This window comes from Lewinellaceae bacterium (assembly GCA_020636135.1).
Classification (GTDB): domain Bacteria; phylum Bacteroidota; class Bacteroidia; order Chitinophagales; family Saprospiraceae; genus JAGQXC01.
The window spans coordinates 3490245-3508310 of the sequence record JACJYK010000001.1; the positions used below are offsets into that span (position 1 = coordinate 3490245).

The 18066-nt window shown below is 50.0% G+C and carries 11 protein-coding genes; 4 read left to right on the forward strand and 7 right to left on the reverse strand.

All coding sequences use genetic code 11. The features are described 5' to 3' along the window. Positions 1 to 148: 148 nt before the first annotated feature. Together H6570_13450 and H6570_13455 are read left to right on the forward strand one after the other, a co-directional pair. Positions 149 to 1333 (forward strand): hypothetical protein, encoded by a 1185-nt coding sequence (locus tag H6570_13450; protein MCB9320283.1) that lies wholly within the window; start codon positions 149 to 151, stop codon positions 1331 to 1333. A 19-nt stretch (positions 1334 to 1352) separates the two neighbouring features. Further along, a complete protein-coding gene (locus H6570_13455) occupies positions 1353 to 2138 on the forward strand; it encodes a hypothetical protein (GenBank protein ID MCB9320284.1) in 786 nt (261 codons plus the stop codon). Positions 2139 to 2205: 67 nt separating this feature from the next. Here H6570_13455 and H6570_13460 read toward each other — a convergent pair whose 3' ends face one another. Then, positions 2206 to 4311 (reverse strand): glycoside hydrolase family 127 protein, encoded by a 2106-nt coding sequence (locus H6570_13460; protein ID MCB9320285.1) that lies wholly within the window; start codon positions 4309 to 4311, stop codon positions 2206 to 2208. Between the two features lie 143 nt (positions 4312 to 4454). On the opposite strand from H6570_13460, the gene H6570_13465 reads away from it, so the two are divergent. Together H6570_13465 and purL are read left to right on the forward strand one after the other, a co-directional pair. Beyond that, positions 4455 to 5369 (forward strand): alpha/beta hydrolase, encoded by a 915-nt coding sequence (locus tag H6570_13465; protein MCB9320286.1) that lies wholly within the window; start codon positions 4455 to 4457, stop codon positions 5367 to 5369. 589 nt (positions 5370 to 5958) lie between these two features. Continuing rightward, positions 5959 to 9618, forward strand: a complete 3660-nt coding sequence (gene purL, locus H6570_13470) for a phosphoribosylformylglycinamidine synthase (protein ID MCB9320287.1) — start codon at positions 5959 to 5961, stop codon at positions 9616 to 9618. A 9-nt stretch (positions 9619 to 9627) separates the two neighbouring features. Here purL and H6570_13475 read toward each other — a convergent pair whose 3' ends face one another. The 6 genes from H6570_13475 to H6570_13500 all read right to left on the reverse strand — a co-directional run bounded on the left by H6570_13475 (position 9628) and on the right by H6570_13500 (position 17959). Continuing rightward, positions 9628 to 10224: a hypothetical protein gene (locus H6570_13475; GenBank protein MCB9320288.1), complete on the reverse strand. Its 597-nt coding sequence runs from the start codon at positions 10222 to 10224 to the stop codon at positions 9628 to 9630. A gap of 92 nt (positions 10225 to 10316) precedes the next feature. Beyond that, a complete protein-coding gene (locus H6570_13480) occupies positions 10317 to 12743 on the reverse strand; it encodes a glycoside hydrolase family 95 protein (GenBank protein MCB9320289.1) in 2427 nt (808 codons plus the stop codon). A gap of 181 nt (positions 12744 to 12924) precedes the next feature. After that, positions 12925 to 14055 (reverse strand): alpha/beta hydrolase, encoded by a 1131-nt coding sequence (locus tag H6570_13485; GenBank protein ID MCB9320290.1) that lies wholly within the window; start codon positions 14053 to 14055, stop codon positions 12925 to 12927. Positions 14056 to 14062: 7 nt separating this feature from the next. Next, complete coding sequence (locus tag H6570_13490) at positions 14063 to 14590, reverse strand: PepSY domain-containing protein (GenBank protein MCB9320291.1); 528 nt, start codon at positions 14588 to 14590, stop codon at positions 14063 to 14065. Between the two features lie 265 nt (positions 14591 to 14855). Further along, positions 14856 to 15227 (reverse strand): VOC family protein, encoded by a 372-nt coding sequence (locus tag H6570_13495; GenBank protein ID MCB9320292.1) that lies wholly within the window; start codon positions 15225 to 15227, stop codon positions 14856 to 14858. Between the two features lie 92 nt (positions 15228 to 15319). Then, positions 15320 to 17959: a hypothetical protein gene (locus H6570_13500; protein ID MCB9320293.1), complete on the reverse strand. Its 2640-nt coding sequence runs from the start codon at positions 17957 to 17959 to the stop codon at positions 15320 to 15322. Between the last annotated feature and the right edge of the window lie 107 nt (positions 17960 to 18066).

Here is an 18066-nt window from a genome sequence, read left to right on the forward strand (position 1 = left end):
TACCCCAATCGCTCATTCCAATTCAACTTTTGTCCTATTGATAAAATATACCATACGTTACTATTTTAATCACAGGAAATCCAGTTAATGAGGATGAGAATTAATCGGATTTTTGACTGCTTTAGATTAACTACTTAAAAATTTTGTTATGAAACGATTTTCATACACCATAGGAATATTTTTCCTCATGGCGATGGCTATGGTTTTTTGGCAATGCGAAAAGGATAGCCTTTACAGTAATCAAAATACTACTCTTGAAACGCGGGGTAAAGGTGGAACCAAAGGTGGCGGACAGACGGACCTTGCAGGTAATAACCTTTCATACCCAGTATTATGGACAGACGGTTATGCAAAATTACTGAGAGGAAGTGAAGGTACTGTATTACAGGATGGAGAATGGTGGTATGTATGGGGAGAAGATCCTATTGACCCGAATTATCCCATTTTCAGCTGCCAACCTAATCCGGCGGACCCCAGTTTATGCTTATCTGGAACAATCCCCGGAGATGGCATAAGCCCGGTATTTAAAGCTTTCATCCAGAAAGATGCTCTCAATGAATGGCAGGCAGAGAATGTAACCCCAATCGGGGAGACCTATGTGGATCTCATCGACTGGGGAGACAACCTCGAATCGGTAGATTGGTATACCAAGTCGCAGGTAAGAACCGAAGTGGTGCTTTATAAAAATGTTACGGAACCAATGCTCCAATATGAGATGCGTCATGTATCCGGATGGGGAATAGATGAGGCTCATGGGATGAAAGCAGATGTATCATCCGAAGACCCGTATGTTCTTCCATGCTACCAGCCGGTTGTTTATTCTCATTGTGCCCGTCTTTTAATTCAAAAATTGAATGTTCCCAGGGAAGCTGTTCCGATGGGTGCTCTGGTGTGGCAGGAAGGTGAAGGCTGGACGGAAGCCGATGGCATCACGGATAATCTGATCAATCCACCAATTTTTAACGGCCCTGTATATGGAGGGGGTGATGGTCCCGGGTATTATGCTGCGGAGGTCAATGTGAAGGGTAAAATCGTCTATGGCTATACCTGGAATGTAAAAACGCTGAATGAGGGCGCCGGGGACTACCGGATAACCTTCAGTCTGGATAATCTGGGGCCGGTAGCGCTGAATACCCATTTTGGCCCGGGCACTGGTATTCTGATGCCGGTTGAGGAAGTAATCGTTGCCGCTTCTGAGGGCACGGGCGGTGGAGCACAGGCATTTGTTGATGCAGCCAATGACCTGACTTACATGGATGTCCGGATTTTGAACCGTTCGGGAGGAAGTAAAAAACCGAGCAAGCTGCCTACTTTAAGCAACTGGGGATTTTAACAATCAAAACGGACAAATCATGAAAATGACCATCTATGGTATAGCTGCTACCTTGCTTATCCTGCTGTCAGGGTGTCAAAGCGATTATCTTCCGCCTCAGCATACGGACGTATTACTTGATATCCGTGACAATACAAAACCGATGAAAACAACTGGCACCATCGAGGTGCTACTACCTGGTGGACCAGCTAATATGACAGTGAATTCTTCCCAGACAAATGGTCGAAATGGTAAAAAGGCTGTTAAGTCCATAACCGTAACCAAGCGGGCATTTGTCTCTTTTGAGGCATTTGAGGCTACTGAAAAAGCAGAGGCGAAAGGTACATTTACATTTAGCATAATGCAAAACAGTATCCTGGAACGAGCGATTGAGGTTAAAGTTATGGACGTCTTTATTGACCCTATCGAAATGAATGCCTGGATCCTGGGCGTAGGCCTATCCGATACCAAGCCTTGTGGAGAACCCGGAGAACATGGAGATGGCTGCTCCGGTGATCATCCGGAGGGAACCTCATGCGGCGGTACGGAAGATGGTGGTCATGATGAAGCCTGTATGGGTGAAGATCATGGAGGTAGCCCTTCTGGTGGCGGAGTAAATCCTTACGGTAAAAACTGTCGCATTGGTCAGTTTCTTGCCATTAATATTCATGATGGGGGTACCCCTGCCGTCAAAGGAGATGGTATTGCATGGAAGTGGTTTTCGGGTTTAGACACCCATCTGCCGGATATCAATTCTGTGGACACCTGGCCCCATCTATGTGTGAAGGAAATCATTGCTGGAAATCTGGATATTCATGTGAAGTAACTGGTGGATGCTGTGTTCATCCCCAGAAAAACGGAGGCAATTCATTTGCTTCCGTTTTTTAATTCCCCTATTCCAGCCGGCATACCGGAAACTCGGTAATACGCAAGGTGGTACAACCATAGGGTATTAAAGTAATCTCCTCCAGTTGCGGATCCTGCCCCCGATACCTTCCCCACACAGCCGGCAGGGAGGGGATTCCATCCGCCAACTGCCATTCCGGCAACCGGAAGGCATTCATTTTCAGGGAGACCGGCGCATTTTCCAGATTCCAGGGATACCGGCCATCCCAGTCATTTTCAATCACTTCAACCGCATTTCCAGGATCGTTCAGCTTCTTTTCGATCAGGGCATAGTTCCAGGGGGTGGCCGCATGCACCTCTGTAAATGACCGGAAGCGGTCACTGACAAATCCATTCGTTTCCCTACTTTCGATCCTCAAAGCATAAACCAGGGGACCACGCTCAATGGCCCGGGCAAACTGGTACCAGCTGGACGTCTTCAACTCCATGGGCAGCTTAAGTACAACCTGATCCCCCTCCTTCCATCTCCGATCGATCACAACGATGCCATCTTGTACTACACCTTCCCAGGGCTGACCATTGATCAGTACTGCCGGCGCGGTACACCAGGCAGGTACCCGCAGATGGAAGGCAAACCGGTCTTCCCTTTCCGGATGCAGGGTGAAGTGAATGTTCTCCCGAAATGGATATCCCGTCTCTTCCACAATCCTCAGACGGGTGCTATCGCCAACCATCAATTCCACTTCCGATGGAACATATAATAAAGCAGCCACTCCACGATCCGGTGTTGCATAATAAAGGTTCTGCACCAGCTTCGGCCAGGACTGGTGCATATTACAGGTACAGCACGGGTAACCGGTCAGGACACCATAGACGAAATCGGTACCCATGTGATTTTGGCGTTCGAAGGTATGGTCTGCGGCCGGGGTCAGTTCAACCTGATTGGCTGCCTGGAAATACTGGCGGGTCCGGAAATCGTCATCGGCCTGCGTGGGCAAAGCATTAAAGGCGATCCGTTCAATCTGGTCCGCAAAGGCCAGATCACCGGTGATGGTCAGGTTGGTTTCCAGGGAAAACATTTCCTCGGCAATCGAGCAAAACTCGATCCCCTGAACCGGGTTATTGCCATGTAACGGTTCATCGCCGCCGTACATACCCTGTGGTTGACCGTGGTATTTACGGACATCGCGCAGAGCCTTACGGACCGCTTCCACATCCCGGGTATCATGACTTTTTTGGTAGTACACCACTGGCTGTTTGAGGGACTGGGCGAAATTAACCGTATGCATGCCAGCTAATTTCGAAACAGTCAGCGCATTGATCTCGGCGGTGTCAAAAGGATAACGCCTGATCTGGCTGTAATACCAGGGTTGGCCCGGGTCGCGATCGTTCTCCGGATTGGTAAACACTTTCGCCCAGGGAAAGGTCTGCTCATTGATCAGATCTCCTAGCTCGAGTAAAAAAGCATCTCCGGTGATGTTGTATAACCAGTAAACGACCATCAGGTTATCTCCGCCACGACGATTGGCCCAAAGAGTAAGAAAGTCCAAGGGCCGTTCGGGTAGTTCCTGCAATTGATACCGGAAGTAACGCGTCAGACAATCGATAACACGCTCATCGCCAGTTGCCGAATAATATTGCTGGAGGATCTTGAGCATAACCATTTTAGGCCACCAGTCTTCCCGCATTCCCCGCTGCAATCCGGGTTCTGGTGCTGGTTCTTCCGTAAAGGGTACCGGACCAATGTAACCATCTTCACGCTGGTGGCTCAATGTCCATTCCACCCACTTTTGTGCTTTTTGCTTCAATGTTTCATCATTGAGAATATAGGCCAGTGGTAACAATCCGTCGATCCAGTAGGGACCACGTTCCCAGCCGTCCCCGTCACCGCCCAGCCAGCCGTTTCTGGAACCGACCACCTCAGGATAAATGCTGTCCAGGTTTCCCGTCAGTCCGTTGGCCATTCGCACCAGCTGATTATTCAACCAACCGGTCGGCCGGATACTTCCCAATGGCAGCTCCAGGTAGGGTTTTTGTATAAGTGGCTCCCTGTTTTGCAAATACCAGGGCTGTCCGCTAACGGCAGCATCAGGAGTCTCGTTGGTGCATTGTAACAAGGTAAGGACCAGGGTAACGAGAAATACATACTTCATGATAATCAATTGATAAGCTGCAAAATAGAAAACCCACTCTTAACTTGATTTCTTAATGGAGGGAACTTTGTTCCGTCGGTCGAATTTCCTGGCCAGGGGAATAACCATCTTTTCGTTACCTTTCCTTTTTGTAAATCAGGGCGATGAAAAAAACTGCCGTGATCCTGCTCACTTTTTTCGTTATGATCGGGGTCATCTACCTAAAACCGGTCCACCGGGCCACCTTCAGCGATTATTACCCTCAAGCGGATGCCATAGAATCCAGCCTAATGGAATTCCGCAAGCTGCCTTTAAAGTCGTTAAGCTCGGGAGGAGCAACATGGCAATATCTGATCACCGGTCAGGGGGACCGGCAATTACTATTCCTGCATGGCATGGGAGGCGCTTACGACATCTGGTGGCAGCAGATTGAAGAGTTGCAGCCGGATTTTCACATCATCAGCATCACACTACCGGAAGTCCATGATCTGAATACCGCCATGGAAGGCATTCTGGCCATTCTGGATGCCGAAGGGTTTACCAAAACATCCGTGTTGGGCACCTCGATGGGCGGTTACCTGGCGCAATACCTCCTCAGCAAACACCCGGAGCGGATTGACCACCTGATTCTGGGAAACACGTTTGCCCCAAATGACTTTTACCAAAAACAATATGGCGGGTTGCGAAAATGGCTGCCCTGGGTGCCGGCCTGGATGATCATGGACAAATTCCGCAAGAATTTACATGAAGGCGTATTACCCGCAGCACACAACGATCCGGTGGTGGAAGCTTACCTCAAGGAACAGTATTCCGGGCTGATGACGAAAAAGCAATTCATTGGACGGGTGGACCTGGTCCTTGCACATTTCGATCCGGCGTCCACTGACGCCCAGCGCTCCAAACCAATGCTGATCATCGAGGCGGATAATGACCCACTTGTTAATCCGGATCTCCAGGAAGGTTTGCGTCAATGTTACCCGCAGGCCAGTGTGGTGCGGCTCCGAGATGTCGGACATTTCCCCTATCTGAACGAACCGAGACCTTATACCCGCATCATTCGTCAGTTCCTGGAACGATGATGTGATTTCAGGTTAATTTCCGGCTTAAGATTGAATGATTTCAGATTTATGCGTTCTCAACATTTCTTTGAAAAGGAATCATTCCTGCCTGTTGGATTTAACATGTCTCGTTTTCCCAACCACCATAAAACCATATAACCATAAAACCACAACACCTATACAACATACAACTCACAACAAACAACTCACAACAAACATCTGCCCTCAAAACCACAACACCATAATACCACAACACCATAACACCACAACACCTATACAACTCACAACAAACAACATACATCATACAACAAACAACAAACAACAAACATCTGCCCTCAAAACCACAACACCATAATACCACAACACCATAACAACTCACAACAAACAACTACCTCTCAAAACCAAAACACCAAAACACCTTACAACACTACACCTATACAACTCACAACTCACAACAAACAACAAACAACATACAACATACAACTGCCCTCAAAACCACAACACCATAATACCACAACTGCACATATATTCATTTTTTACATAACTTTTTGATCTCCTGGCTTTACGAGTTCATCAGAACAACCGATCTTTGCCTCTTAAGGCAATTACCATGATCCAATTTTTTGGAAGCCCCACGAACCTCCTTTACGCAGTAGAGGTTGATCATGCATTGATTCCAGCAGACCGGGCCAAGTTGTCCTGGCTGTTTGGCAACGTCAATCATCTGGAGGAGAAGCATGTTCAAGGTCATTTCATCGGCCCACGTGCAGCCATGATCACCCCCTGGAGTACCAATGCGGTAGAGATCACCCAAAATATGGGTATCAACGGGATACGCCGTATCGAGAAGTTTATCCCCGACGACCATGGAAAAACCACATTTGATCCGATGCTGTCCCAGAAGTATGCCCAGCTCGATCAACAACTTTACACCATTGATATTGAGCCGGCGCCCATCGAGGAGATCAGAGACATAGCCGCTTACAACGAGTCCGAAGGCCTGGCTCTCAGCACTGAAGAAATCACCTACCTGGAAACCCTGGCTCACCGCTTGGGCCGCCCCCTGACCGACTCGGAAGTGTTCGGGTTTTCACAGGTCAATAGCGAACATTGCCGCCATAAGATCTTCAATGGCACCTTCATCATCGATGGTGAGGAAAAGGCGGCATCCCTGTTTGCGCTCATTAAAAAGACTTCCAAAGCTCATCCGAATTCGATCGTATCCGCCTATAAGGACAACGTGGCATTCCTCAAAGGACCTCGCCTCAATCAGTTTGCACCCAAATCGGCGGATCATCCGGATTATTACGAGAAGAAACCTTTCGACTCCGTCGTTTCCCTGAAAGCAGAGACGCACAATTTTCCGACTACCGTAGAACCTTTCAACGGGGCCGCAACCGGTTCCGGTGGAGAGATCCGGGACCGCATGGCAGGAGGACAGGGCTCATTGCCACTTGCAGGCACAGCCATCTACATGACCGCATACTCCCGGCTGGATGAAAACCGGCCATGGGAAAAAGCCATGTCCGAGAGACCCTGGTTGTATCAAACCCCGATGGATATCCTCATCAAGGCATCCAACGGAGCATCCGACTTTGGCAATAAATTCGGGCAACCACTGATCGCCGGCTCCCTCCTCACCTTTGAACACGAAGAACAGGGCCGCAAACTGGGTTACGACAAAGTGATCATGCTGGCCGGTGGCGTGGGTATGGGCAAGGCCAATCAGGCACAAAAACACACGCCGAAACCAGGCGATAAAATCGTACTGCTGGGCGGCGACAATTACCGGATCGGTATGGGCGGAGCTGCCGTATCGTCTGCCGATACCGGAGAATACCACTCTGGCATTGAACTCAATGCCGTGCAGCGGTCCAACCCCGAAATGCAGAAACGGGTTGCCAATGCAGTCCGCAGCCTGGTAGAAAACGAAGAAAACCCGATTGTTGCCATCCATGACCATGGCGCTGGTGGACACCTGAATTGCTTCTCGGAACTGGTTGAAGCGACCGGTGGCATCATCGATCTGGATCAGCTACCCATCGGCGACCCTACCCTTTCGATGAAAGAAGTCATCGGCAACGAATCCCAGGAGCGTATGGGATTGGTCTTGCCGCAAAAAAGTATAGGTGCCCTGCAACGCATCGCCGATCGGGAACGAGCTCCCATGTACGTAGTGGGTGAGGTTACCGGTGATGGAAGGTTTGTATTTACCTCCTCGGCATCCGGAGCCAAGCCCATGGATCTGGCCTTACTCGACATTTTTGGGAGCTCGCCAAGGACCATCATGACCGACGTCTCAGTCGCATACAGCTATCATCCGGTGACCTATGACGTTGCGGAATTGCACCATTATCTGGAGCAGGTGCTGCGTCTGGAAGCCGTCGCCTGCAAGGACTGGCTGACCAATAAAGTTGACCGGTGTGTAGGAGGACTGGTGGCCAGACAGCAATGTGCCGGCCCCCTTCAACTGCCGCTTAACGACTGCGGTGTAATGGCTCTGGGTTACGACACCCATTTTGGTATCGCGACCGCTATCGGGCATGCTCCGGCGAGCGCCCTGATCAATTCGGCGGCCGGTTCCCGCATTGCCATCACCGAAGCATTGGCCAACATCATCTGGGCTCCCCTCGAGGAAGGGCTGAAGTCCGTATCCCTATCGGCTAACTGGATGTGGGCGTGCCGCAATGCCGGCGAGGATGCGGCATTGTATCAGGCGGTACAGGCTGCGTCCGATTTTTGCATTGATCTCGGCATCAATATTCCAACCGGAAAGGACTCTCTGTCGATGAAACAAAAATACGGCAGTGAAGAAGTAATTGCTCCGGGGACGGTGATCATCTCTGCCGCAGGGGTTTGTGATAACATTCGCGGCATTGTAGAACCGGTCTTCCAACCAGGAAGCGGCTCGATCTACTACATCAATCTTTCCGGAGATGCCTACCATCTGGGAGGCTCATCCTTTGCCCAGGTCCGGAACAGAATTGGAGACCAGACACCCGATGTCCTGGATGCTGCCGGGCTGGCAAAGGCCTTCGATGTTATTCAGGAACTCATCCATGATGGCAAGATCGCGGCTGGGCATGATGTATCCGCTGGTGGCCTGATCACCACCTTACTGGAGATGTGCTTTGCCGACAATAACCTGGGAGCTCAGGTGGACCTCTCCGCACTTGGAGAATCCGATCCGGTCAGGGTATTGTTTGCTGAAAACAGTGGCCTGGTCCTGCAGCTGAAGGATGATTCCGATGGTGCAGCTCTGGAAGACATCCCCTTGCCCTGGCACCGATTAGGGCGGGTGGTAAAAGCAAATGATCTGACCGTCACGATAAGCAATGACTCCTACAAGTTTACCGTGGATCACTACCGGGATGTGTGGTACGAAACTTCACGACTCCTTGATCGCAAACAAACGGCAGGTAACCTGGCCGATGAGCGCTTCAATAATTATAAGCACCAACCACTGACCTATCTATTTCCTGCGGTTAATACCGGCCGGATACAATCACCTGGTACCACCCGGCCCATTGCTGCCGTTTTGCGTGAAAAAGGAAGCAATTCCGAACGGGAGCTGGCACATGCCTTGTTTATGGCCGGATTTGAAGTACGTGATGTACATATGACCGACCTGATGTCGGGAAGGGAAACCCTGGACGATGTGCAATTCCTGGGAGCAGTAGGTGGATTTTCCAATTCCGACGTTCTGGGATCAGCGAAAGGATGGGCGGGAGCCTTTAAATACAACGACAAAGCCCGCATTGCCCTGGAGCATTTCTTCCAGCGTGATGATGTACTTTCCATTGGCATTTGCAATGGCTGCCAGCTCTTCATTGAACTCGGGTTGATCAACCCAGACCACGACCACAAGCCGAAAATGGGCTTCAACGATTCACACAAGCACGAATCTGCGTTCACCTCGGTGACCATCCCTGAAAACAATTCAGTCATGTTATCCAGCCTGGCCGGGACCACTTTAGGGGTATGGATCTCACATGGTGAAGGAAAATTCATTTTCCCAAATCCAGAAGAGGAATACAACATCATTGCGAAATACGGATACGATGCCTATCCGTCCAACCCTAACGGCAGTGATTTCAATACGGCGATGCTGGCCACGAAGGACGGCCGCCATTTGGTAACCATGCCACACATCGAGCGGTCGATGTTTCCGTGGAACTGGGCACATTATCCCAAAGACCGCCAGGATGAAGTTTCACCTTGGCATCTGGCCTTTGTGAATGCAAGGAAGTGGCTGGAAGGCCGCAATTAAAGATCGCTCTTAACCTCTTCTGCGCTCCAGCAGAATCAGCATCATCAAACCAAGCATCACCCGGTCATCGTCGTCGCCATCAAGGGAATCGAGTTGCTCCAGGATGAACTTCCGGCCAAAAAAGGAAGGTAGTTTTTTAAGCCGGACCACCGGGCGACCGTCCATCGCCCTGACCAGATAACTGGGATTGAACACATAGCCGGTAAACAAACCCAGGACCGGGATTTCTCCAAATAATCCATCCATCACCTTAACCCAGCCGTTCTCTTCACGGATGGTGTATTGAGGCATCTGATACTGATCAATGATCTCATAACTCGCCTTCCAGATGGAACGCCATCCCTTCCTCACGATCTTCCCTATGTCCATTCCAGAATCGTCGTAAAAGGTATATGCCGCAGAGAAGTCCAGCCAGCGATCCGCCCGGATGCGGTAATTGATCCGGATTTTCTCCTTACTATCGTAAATGATGATGTCCTCTTTCAACTTGAACATTTTCTGCCGTACATAACCAATGGTGCGGCCGGTTGCGTCAAACGCAGTGAAGTCGTTCGATAGCGTGGATACGTGAAACAGAAAATGGACGGGGTATTGGATATCCTGCATGGTACAAATTTGGGTTCAGAAGAATATTGGTTTTTCCAAGATACAGTATTCACAAGGAAAGTGTAATGGTGCGCATTAGCTCAAATGAACTCCTATTGATCAAATTCCACCACATACGATTCACCCGCGGTGGTCTCAAATACAACAGTATTATCCGCCATTACCGTAAAAACCACGCTGGTTCCACGGTTAAGAACATCTTTGATCCCCTGTGCATTGACCCGACATGGCATACCGGCTTTTGATAAGAGAACAAGTCTTGTCATCCGTTTTTCCTTCCACTGCATATCCAGCTCAAATCCTCCCCGGGCACAAACTCCTTCGAATCGCCCTTCCTTCCATTCTTCTGGTAATGCCGGTAAAAGTTCGATTATGCCTTCCTGGGATTGAATCAGCATCTCGGTAATGCCGGCGGTAACCCCAAGAGAGCCATCTACCTGTAAAGGCGTAACACATTTGGCAAAGAGGGACGGATAACACTGTTCCCGGATATAACCTTTGAATATCGAGTTCGCGCGGTCTCCGTCATTCAGCCTCGCCCATAAAGCCATTTTCCAACCACGGGAAAAGCCGGTACCTCCGTCTCCGCGCTGTTCGAGCACTTTTTTGACCGGTTCAACCAGTTCCGGGGTATTTCGCAGTGAAATGACATTACCCGGATAGAGTCCATACAAATGGGAAAAATGCCGGTGTTTCTCTTCGAGCTGTCCGTAATCCTCGGTCCATTCCTGGAGCATACCATCTCTGCCCACCTGGGAAGGTACCAGGCGGGAACGGGCTGTAGTGACCTGCGTTGTAAACTCCACATCCTTGTGCAGTATGTCCGCGGCTGCTTTAAAATCCAGAAAAAGATCTTTTAGGATTTGCATATCAATGGTGGAACCGGCAACTATCGTAGTAAAATAATACATGCCGGTCACCTCATCGTAAAAGTATTTATAGCCAGGCCCCTTAGGAGGATTCTCCGGAGAATTGGATGGGTTGGTAACCAGCCACCGGCCATTCGGATGTTCGACCAGAAAATCCATGAAGAACTCTACACATCCCTTCATCACCGGGTAGATGTCCGTCAGGAAACCGGTGTCGCGGGTGAACAAAAAATGCTCCCACAAGTGGGTGACCAGCCAGGCGCCACCGACCGTAAACGTTCCCCACGTCGGCCCGTCCATAGGTGCAGCCACCCGCCAGATGTCCGTATTCTGGTGGAACACCCATCCCCGGGCGCCGTAATGTTCCCTAGCCACCTGGGATCCCTGATCGGTCAATTCCTTCACCATGGTGATCAGCGGTTCTGCCAGCTCGGACAGATTGCCGGTCTCCACCGGCCAGTAATTCATTTCCGTATTGATGTTCGTGGTGTATTTGGCATCCCACGGTGGATTCATATTATTGTTCCAGATTCCCTGGAGGTTGGCAGGCTGCGTACCGGGACGGGAAGAAGCAATCAGCAGGTACCGGCCAAAATGATAGCACAGGGCAGCCAGTGCAGGGTCCGGATTTTGATCACTGGCCTGCATTCGTTCATCGGTAGGTAACCAGGAATTAGCCGTTACCGGTAGCAAGAGCCGTACCCGCCGGAAAAAGATCTGATGGTCGGCTACAGCAGCAGATTTGACAACTGCATAGGGAAGACCCTGGATGCTCGCCTGACAGGCTATAACTCGGCCATGCTGATCTGCCGACACATCATGGTAGTTGACGAAGTTGGTAGCAGCTATGAAATAAAGGGTAACCGCGTCCGCATTGGTGATCTGAATTCGTGTACCGTCGACAGATAACGCACCACCTTCCGGTAACACCTTCACCCGGGCTTCATAATGTACCTTGCCTTCGATCCCCAGGTAGTCGGTAGATTTACCGGTCAACCTGAGGACATCGTCCCCTTCGACATCCATCTGAAAATAATCGGTGCCGTAATTGGAATGTGCAGGGTTGCGGATGCCCCGCAATTGAGCTGCCAGGTTCAGACTTCCGGGATGATCGGCCGTGAGCCTGATGGCAATGGTCTGATCCGGCGCCGAAGCAAGAATCTCTCGTTGGTATTTGATGCCTTTATGCTCATAAGTGATGGTCACCACGCCGGTAGAGAGGTCAAGAGAGCGCCGGTAATCGGTAACCGAGTCCTGCCCTTCAAAAAAAAGGTACAGGTTGGCCAGCGCCTGATACTTCTGCTGCTCGACGGGATAACCCATCAGATATCGACCAAATAGCTTGTGCGCCTTGAGGGGTTCTCCATCGAACAGGGCTTGCTGTATTTCCGGCAAAACCTTATACCCTCCCTGGACCACGGAGGAATATGGCCCTCCTGACCAGTAAGTCTCCTCATTAAGCTGGATGATCTCCTCGCTGGTACGACCATAAACCATAGCCCCCAGCCGGCCATTTCCAACCGGCAGGGCCTCCTCCCACTGGGCTGCTGGCTGCCGGTACCACAACCATGTGGACGGATCAATCAGGGAGTCCTGGACAGGGATCGCACGTGACAATTCAGGACTGAATAAGGAGGTAAAAAAGATCATGATCCACCCCCAGCCAAAAAATATGGAGGCGCGACCGTTATGGTGGTAAACGAATAGACCTTGAAAATATCTGACCATCAGCTCAATACTCTTGTATCTCTGAAAGTACAAAATTCACCGGCCAATGGAAGACCTGGGAGACTGGGAATACCTGCATCCCAAAAGCAGCAAGCACCCAGGATTAATCTACATATCCCGGCCTGGCTCTGACTCCACTATGCACCCAGGCCCGGAGCGCATCAAACGCGGTCGCAGTCTGGGCAGGCGTGAAATTACAGTGCCCCTGTCCATTGGTGTATTTTACCACCAGGAATGCATCCTTCCCCTGTTCATGAACCATATTTTCATAGTTCACCACTCCATAGGTTGGTGGGATCAGCTGATCGTACATGGTGTGCATGATAACCACCGGTTTGGAGAGGTTGCCGTTGCGGTCGTATTTGGCGAACAGGGCATCGGGATCTGTGGTGGCCATCATTCGTTCTGCCGTTAGGTTTACCTTGAGGTCATCTGCGAACCCGGAATACAAGGTGTTGGTATTGTCAAAAGGATTACCTCCAAAACGTTTGGCCAGGTCCCTCAGGACCTTTTCATCAAAAAAAAGGATGAAAGGCAGATCTCCGGTTTTTAAGTTGAACTTGCGGGCGAATGCATTCACCGTGGTGGTGTCCTCAGCATTGAGCTGTTCCTGAATAATCTTGGCCCGCTGGACCATGTTGGCACTGGCCTTATCCAGCGAATCCGACTGGAGATCGAAGATCTGTTCCAGTGTGGCTACTATGCCTGGAAACAGTCCATTGAAAGTGGCATACAGGTCAAATTCTTTCCGGGTTTGCACATAAAGCGGACTGGACAGCGGGCACAGTGGCAGTCCTCCATCGTAAGCATCCCCAAAATTTTCAATCAATGAAAGGGTAACGCCACCCCCCATGGAATGACCAACGATATATGTCGTATCCGGCTTGCCATACTGATCAATAAAATAATGCCTTAATTTCTCTGTGTCGTCCACGCCTTGCGCCAGAGCCAGGCCCTGATTGGCATAGTCGGATGCAGCCACTGCAAATCCCCGGTCCAGGAACAATGACATGCTTTGAATCCAGTAGGGGTTTTGGCTTTGCCGGATGGGGGTGCCCACGGCTTCGTAGCCATGCGCGTACATCACCAGTTTGTGCTGCCAGTTATCCGGAAAAACAACACGGTATCCTACCCCGTCGATTGCTCCGGAGTCCACCTTTCCAACGGACTGGGTCTGGGCCGCAAAGCTCAGCAGAACAAATCCAATGAGGGCAAATAGGGATCTCCCGGACATATCGGCTCTATTTTAGGAACAAAAGGATCAGTGTGAGTACGATTCCTCCTATCGTGAAATACATGCCTTTTTTGAATACCGGTGTGGAAGGCATGAACATCCAGAATGCCGAAATGACAAAAAACAACAGGGAAACTCCGAAAAACAGATTCAGGAAAAACAGCGGATCTGCAGAACGTGCCTTGTGCAGTTGCGTCATTTTATTCAATACTTCAGGCAATTCTTTGATGGTGAGCTGTGCCTCCCCGGTAGACCGGTTATAGGTACCATTTCTGAAAAACACCAGGTCACCTTCCGTCTTATCAATATTCAACTGGCGCATGCCCAACAATTGACCCAGTTCCTGATCCGAAGCCCAGGGCTTGATCTGTTTGGTAATGTGTTCTTCTTCCTTCAGGAAATCTGTATCCCGAAAGATCATAATGATCCCGCTCGTGGCATAGACGGCCATGATTCCGACCAGGAAAAATCCCAGGTAGCGGTGGATTACCCGGAAGGTATTACTCGTTTGTCTTTGTTTTGCGGTGTTTGCCATAGTTCGTTCTTTATTTTGCTTCTGATAAAATTCCAAACGGAAGAACATTCCGTCTCATTTTTGTAAATCCAAAGCAGAGAAAACCGGTCCCTGATTGGATCCGACGCCAAAAATAAGCGAATTCCATTTTATTACACTTCTTAAATACGAGTAGCTGAGACTATGTATATTTCCCTGTAGAATTGCCAGGTTAAGACCTTAGCTTATGATAAACCCTTCCTATATCTCGGTCCAGTGCTCCATGCTCCATGAACGATCATTAACCTTACAGTTCAAAACCTACTTCCCAGTGTAAACCAAAGGGGTCTTCCAGACGTCCGAGGCGCCATCCATAATCTTCACGGACTTCATTGATTGCTGTGGCCCCGGCGGCGATGGCGCGGGAGAACACGCTGTCCGGGTCCGGGACGATCAGGATCATGCGTACATTGCCACCACCAAGCGGGCCATCATCCGGATCATTGCTAACCCAGATGCACGCCGGCCCGGATTCCAGGCGAACGACCAACCCACCACCGGGATCTTCCATGCGGTAGGTCTCCTGCATGTTAAATGCCTGCTTGTAGAATGCGATTGCTTTTGCAGCTTCTGCAATAACCAGCCAGGGCTGAAGGTGGGATGCTTTCGGGTTTTTCATTTTGGTATTTTTTCCGTTTCATCAGGCTAAAGCCGTGGGGCTATGGGTACCTCTGTTACCTTTGTCACGTCTGCTACCTCCTATACCTTTTCTTACAACCCAATCCAGTAACTCCACTTCACTGTAAATGCATTCTGGCCTATGGCATCACCCAGGCCACGAAACTGTTCGACCACATGCGGCCTATACAGATCCTCGTAATGGGACCGGCCATGGGTCCAGACAAAATAAGCGGTCGAACCAGCCTTGTATTCCCAGCGCACCACAAAATTGGAGCGGAATTCCTGAAAATTAAAATCCGGATAATTGATTTTCCAGAGGGTTGTGGTCCCATTATTCGTTTCCGCATAATACTGGTACTCCGGATCTTCCGTAAAATAAGTCAACTGTTTGTAGCGGTCCTGCGGGTCAGCTGCATGGGCATCTTTAACCAGGTAGATTTTATCGAAATATCCAATACTGGAATAAGGACTCCCATAATACTGGATAGACAATTCAGGAGTCACAAAATATTCTGCACGCAAGGTGGTATAGACCGTTTGATATTTGATGTTACCTGCAATATTCCGCGTGGGTGATGGCACAAACTGATTGTTTTCCGTCACTTTCTCGAAGAAGGTGTTGGAAGTGATGATGAAGCGGCCATTAAACTTCAGCTGGAAATTGAACAATACATCGTAAGCATGGCTTAATCCATTGTCGGACCAGGTGCGATCCATGCCAACGCCTACCGAATAATTTTTGGCTGTATTGGTAGACCACAGAAATCCGGCTATGGAGTGGGGATCCTTGCGCAATGCCGGTCCTCCCCTTAACTGCCGGATGTCCAGCACATAGAACGCATGAGCCAAATTGGCCTGTAAGGTCCATAAATTGGTAAAGGTTGACTGTCCTTCCAGCTGCAGCAGATCCAGCGTATTCTCCCCGCCAAAGTTCCAGTCGTGTTGCTGTGCGAGCGTCACCTGATACTTCCGCAGGATACCCACCGGTTTATTGACATTATAGGTAAGGGTTGCCTTTTGAGACAGAATATCTGCTTCACGCAGATAACCGACATCATTCAAATCCAATCCGGGTGTCCGCCAGCTCAACCCCGCTGCGGCCCGGAATTTACCGCTTTGTTTCCCACCCTGCACATCGCCGCCCCAGCCGTTAAGCTGCTGTAGTTGCGGATCTACTTCCAGATGTGTTGCATCGACTCGCTGGTATAAATGGATGGGTGACTGCTCGAGCAGGCTGATCGAAGAAGGTGTACCCCGCAGGCTGGAGAAGAATGTTTTAGCATCGATAAAGTATTTGCGGTTCTGCCAGGTATGGAGCAGGTCCAGGCCTCCGGTATAGGCCTGCCCCGGCAGCAGCGACTTCAGGTTCGGGTCCTGAAGGGAACGAAGGACCGAGGTAAACATCCCTCCGAAGGTCGTATTGCCCTGATTGTAATCCTGTTTGGCGCGGGCTACAAAATAATTGGAAAAGGGCTCGACAGCATATTTGGTTTTCTGGCTGCCATCCCGCACTTCGGCAAACTCCTGCTGGGCAATGGAATTGACTACTCCTATGGACAATCCGTTTTTACTTTTTCCGGTAACCTTCAGGGCATTGATGATGTTGGTAGCAGCTGGTGCTATCAATTGCTCATCCCCAAAAACCGGTGGCTGATACGTCGGCGCATGCCCAATACGGCGGCTGTAAAACAACAGGTCATTGCCGATGTCGTATTTCAATATGGCATTTCCTTCGAGGAAAAAGGGTCTCTTTTCCTGGTAAAAAACTTCATAAGAGGTAAGGTTCAGCACCGAAGGGTCTGCCTCTACCTGACCGAAGTCAGGAAACAGCGTATAATCCAGAATGAAATTTGAGGACAATGCCGCTTTACCATCCAGCCCCAGCCCGATGCGGTTCTTCCCTCCGTCATCGGTCCGGTAGCGAAGGGCTGAATAAGGCAACAATTCAAAATGCCGTTTTTGTGGAATGTCTTTGATCCCGTTCAATTCTCCAAAAATGTAAACCATCGCCGGAGCATCGACAGGTATCAGCTTCCACTGGTCTTCTTCACCAAGCCGGGCTATCCAACGCCAGATGTGCATTCCCCACACCTGTTCGGATTCATGGCTGAAACGGATCTGGGAGAAAGGTACCTCCATCTCCGCGGTCCATATAGAATCCCGTACCTGGGCTTTGCCCTCCCAGACCGCATTCCAGTCCGTATCCCACTTAAAAGCTCCCAGGTGCATCAGATCCACCTTCTGGCCTGCAGCTGTGACATTAAACTCAAAGGCGGTGCTGTGATCGTGATAGGTATCCAGTGCTACTCCGGTGATATCCCCGTTGCTAAAGTCGTCACGACGTCCCAGCAGAGCAGTGATGCCATTGGGGGCGTTGTCGTGACATTTGATTGCGATGTACAGATTGTTATCGTCGTAGAGGATCTTGATCTCGGTCTTTTCCGAAGGAGCATGGGCTTGGTTGGGTGCTTGCTGGACGAAATCTCCCGCCCATTCACCGTCCTGCTGCCAGCAGGCATCATCCAGTACACCATCGATGCGGGGACGATGTTGGGTCCGAACGGTGGTATAACTTCGCCGATAACTAGCAAATACATTCACGATGGAGTCGGTGGAAAGTTTATAATCCAAAGGATGCAGGGGGTCGTGGTGACTACCCGGCATTACCGGCCGGTCAATGATTTTCTGACCTTGCAAACTTCCCAGGATCAGGATAACCCAAAATGCCATCCAGGCAATTTTTCTTCCAGCGCTCCGGTTCATTTTGTGAAGGATCTATTTATCGCTAAATGTACAGATTGCCTGAGAAATAACCCCTGATCTATCCATTCCTAAAA

Coding starts and splice junctions, on each gene's coding strand:
- H6570_13450 (MCB9320283.1), top strand. CDS start 149: ATGAAACGATTTTCATACACCATAGGAATATTTTTCCTCATGGCGATG.
- H6570_13455 (MCB9320284.1), top strand. CDS start 1,353: ATGAAAATGACCATCTATGGTATAGCTGCTACCTTGCTTATCCTGCTG.
- H6570_13460 (MCB9320285.1), bottom strand. CDS start 4,311: ATGAAGTATGTATTTCTCGTTACCCTGGTCCTTACCTTGTTACAATGC.
- H6570_13465 (MCB9320286.1), top strand. CDS start 4,455: ATGAAAAAAACTGCCGTGATCCTGCTCACTTTTTTCGTTATGATCGGG.
- purL (MCB9320287.1), top strand. CDS start 5,959: ATGATCCAATTTTTTGGAAGCCCCACGAACCTCCTTTACGCAGTAGAG.
- H6570_13475 (MCB9320288.1), bottom strand. CDS start 10,224: ATGCAGGATATCCAATACCCCGTCCATTTTCTGTTTCACGTATCCACG.
- H6570_13480 (MCB9320289.1), bottom strand. CDS start 12,743: ATGATCTTTTTTACCTCCTTATTCAGTCCTGAATTGTCACGTGCGATC.
- H6570_13485 (MCB9320290.1), bottom strand. CDS start 14,055: ATGTCCGGGAGATCCCTATTTGCCCTCATTGGATTTGTTCTGCTGAGC.
- H6570_13490 (MCB9320291.1), bottom strand. CDS start 14,590: ATGGCAAACACCGCAAAACAAAGACAAACGAGTAATACCTTCCGGGTA.
- H6570_13495 (MCB9320292.1), bottom strand. CDS start 15,227: ATGAAAAACCCGAAAGCATCCCACCTTCAGCCCTGGCTGGTTATTGCA.
- H6570_13500 (MCB9320293.1), bottom strand. CDS start 17,959: ATGGCATTTTGGGTTATCCTGATCCTGGGAAGTTTGCAAGGTCAGAAA.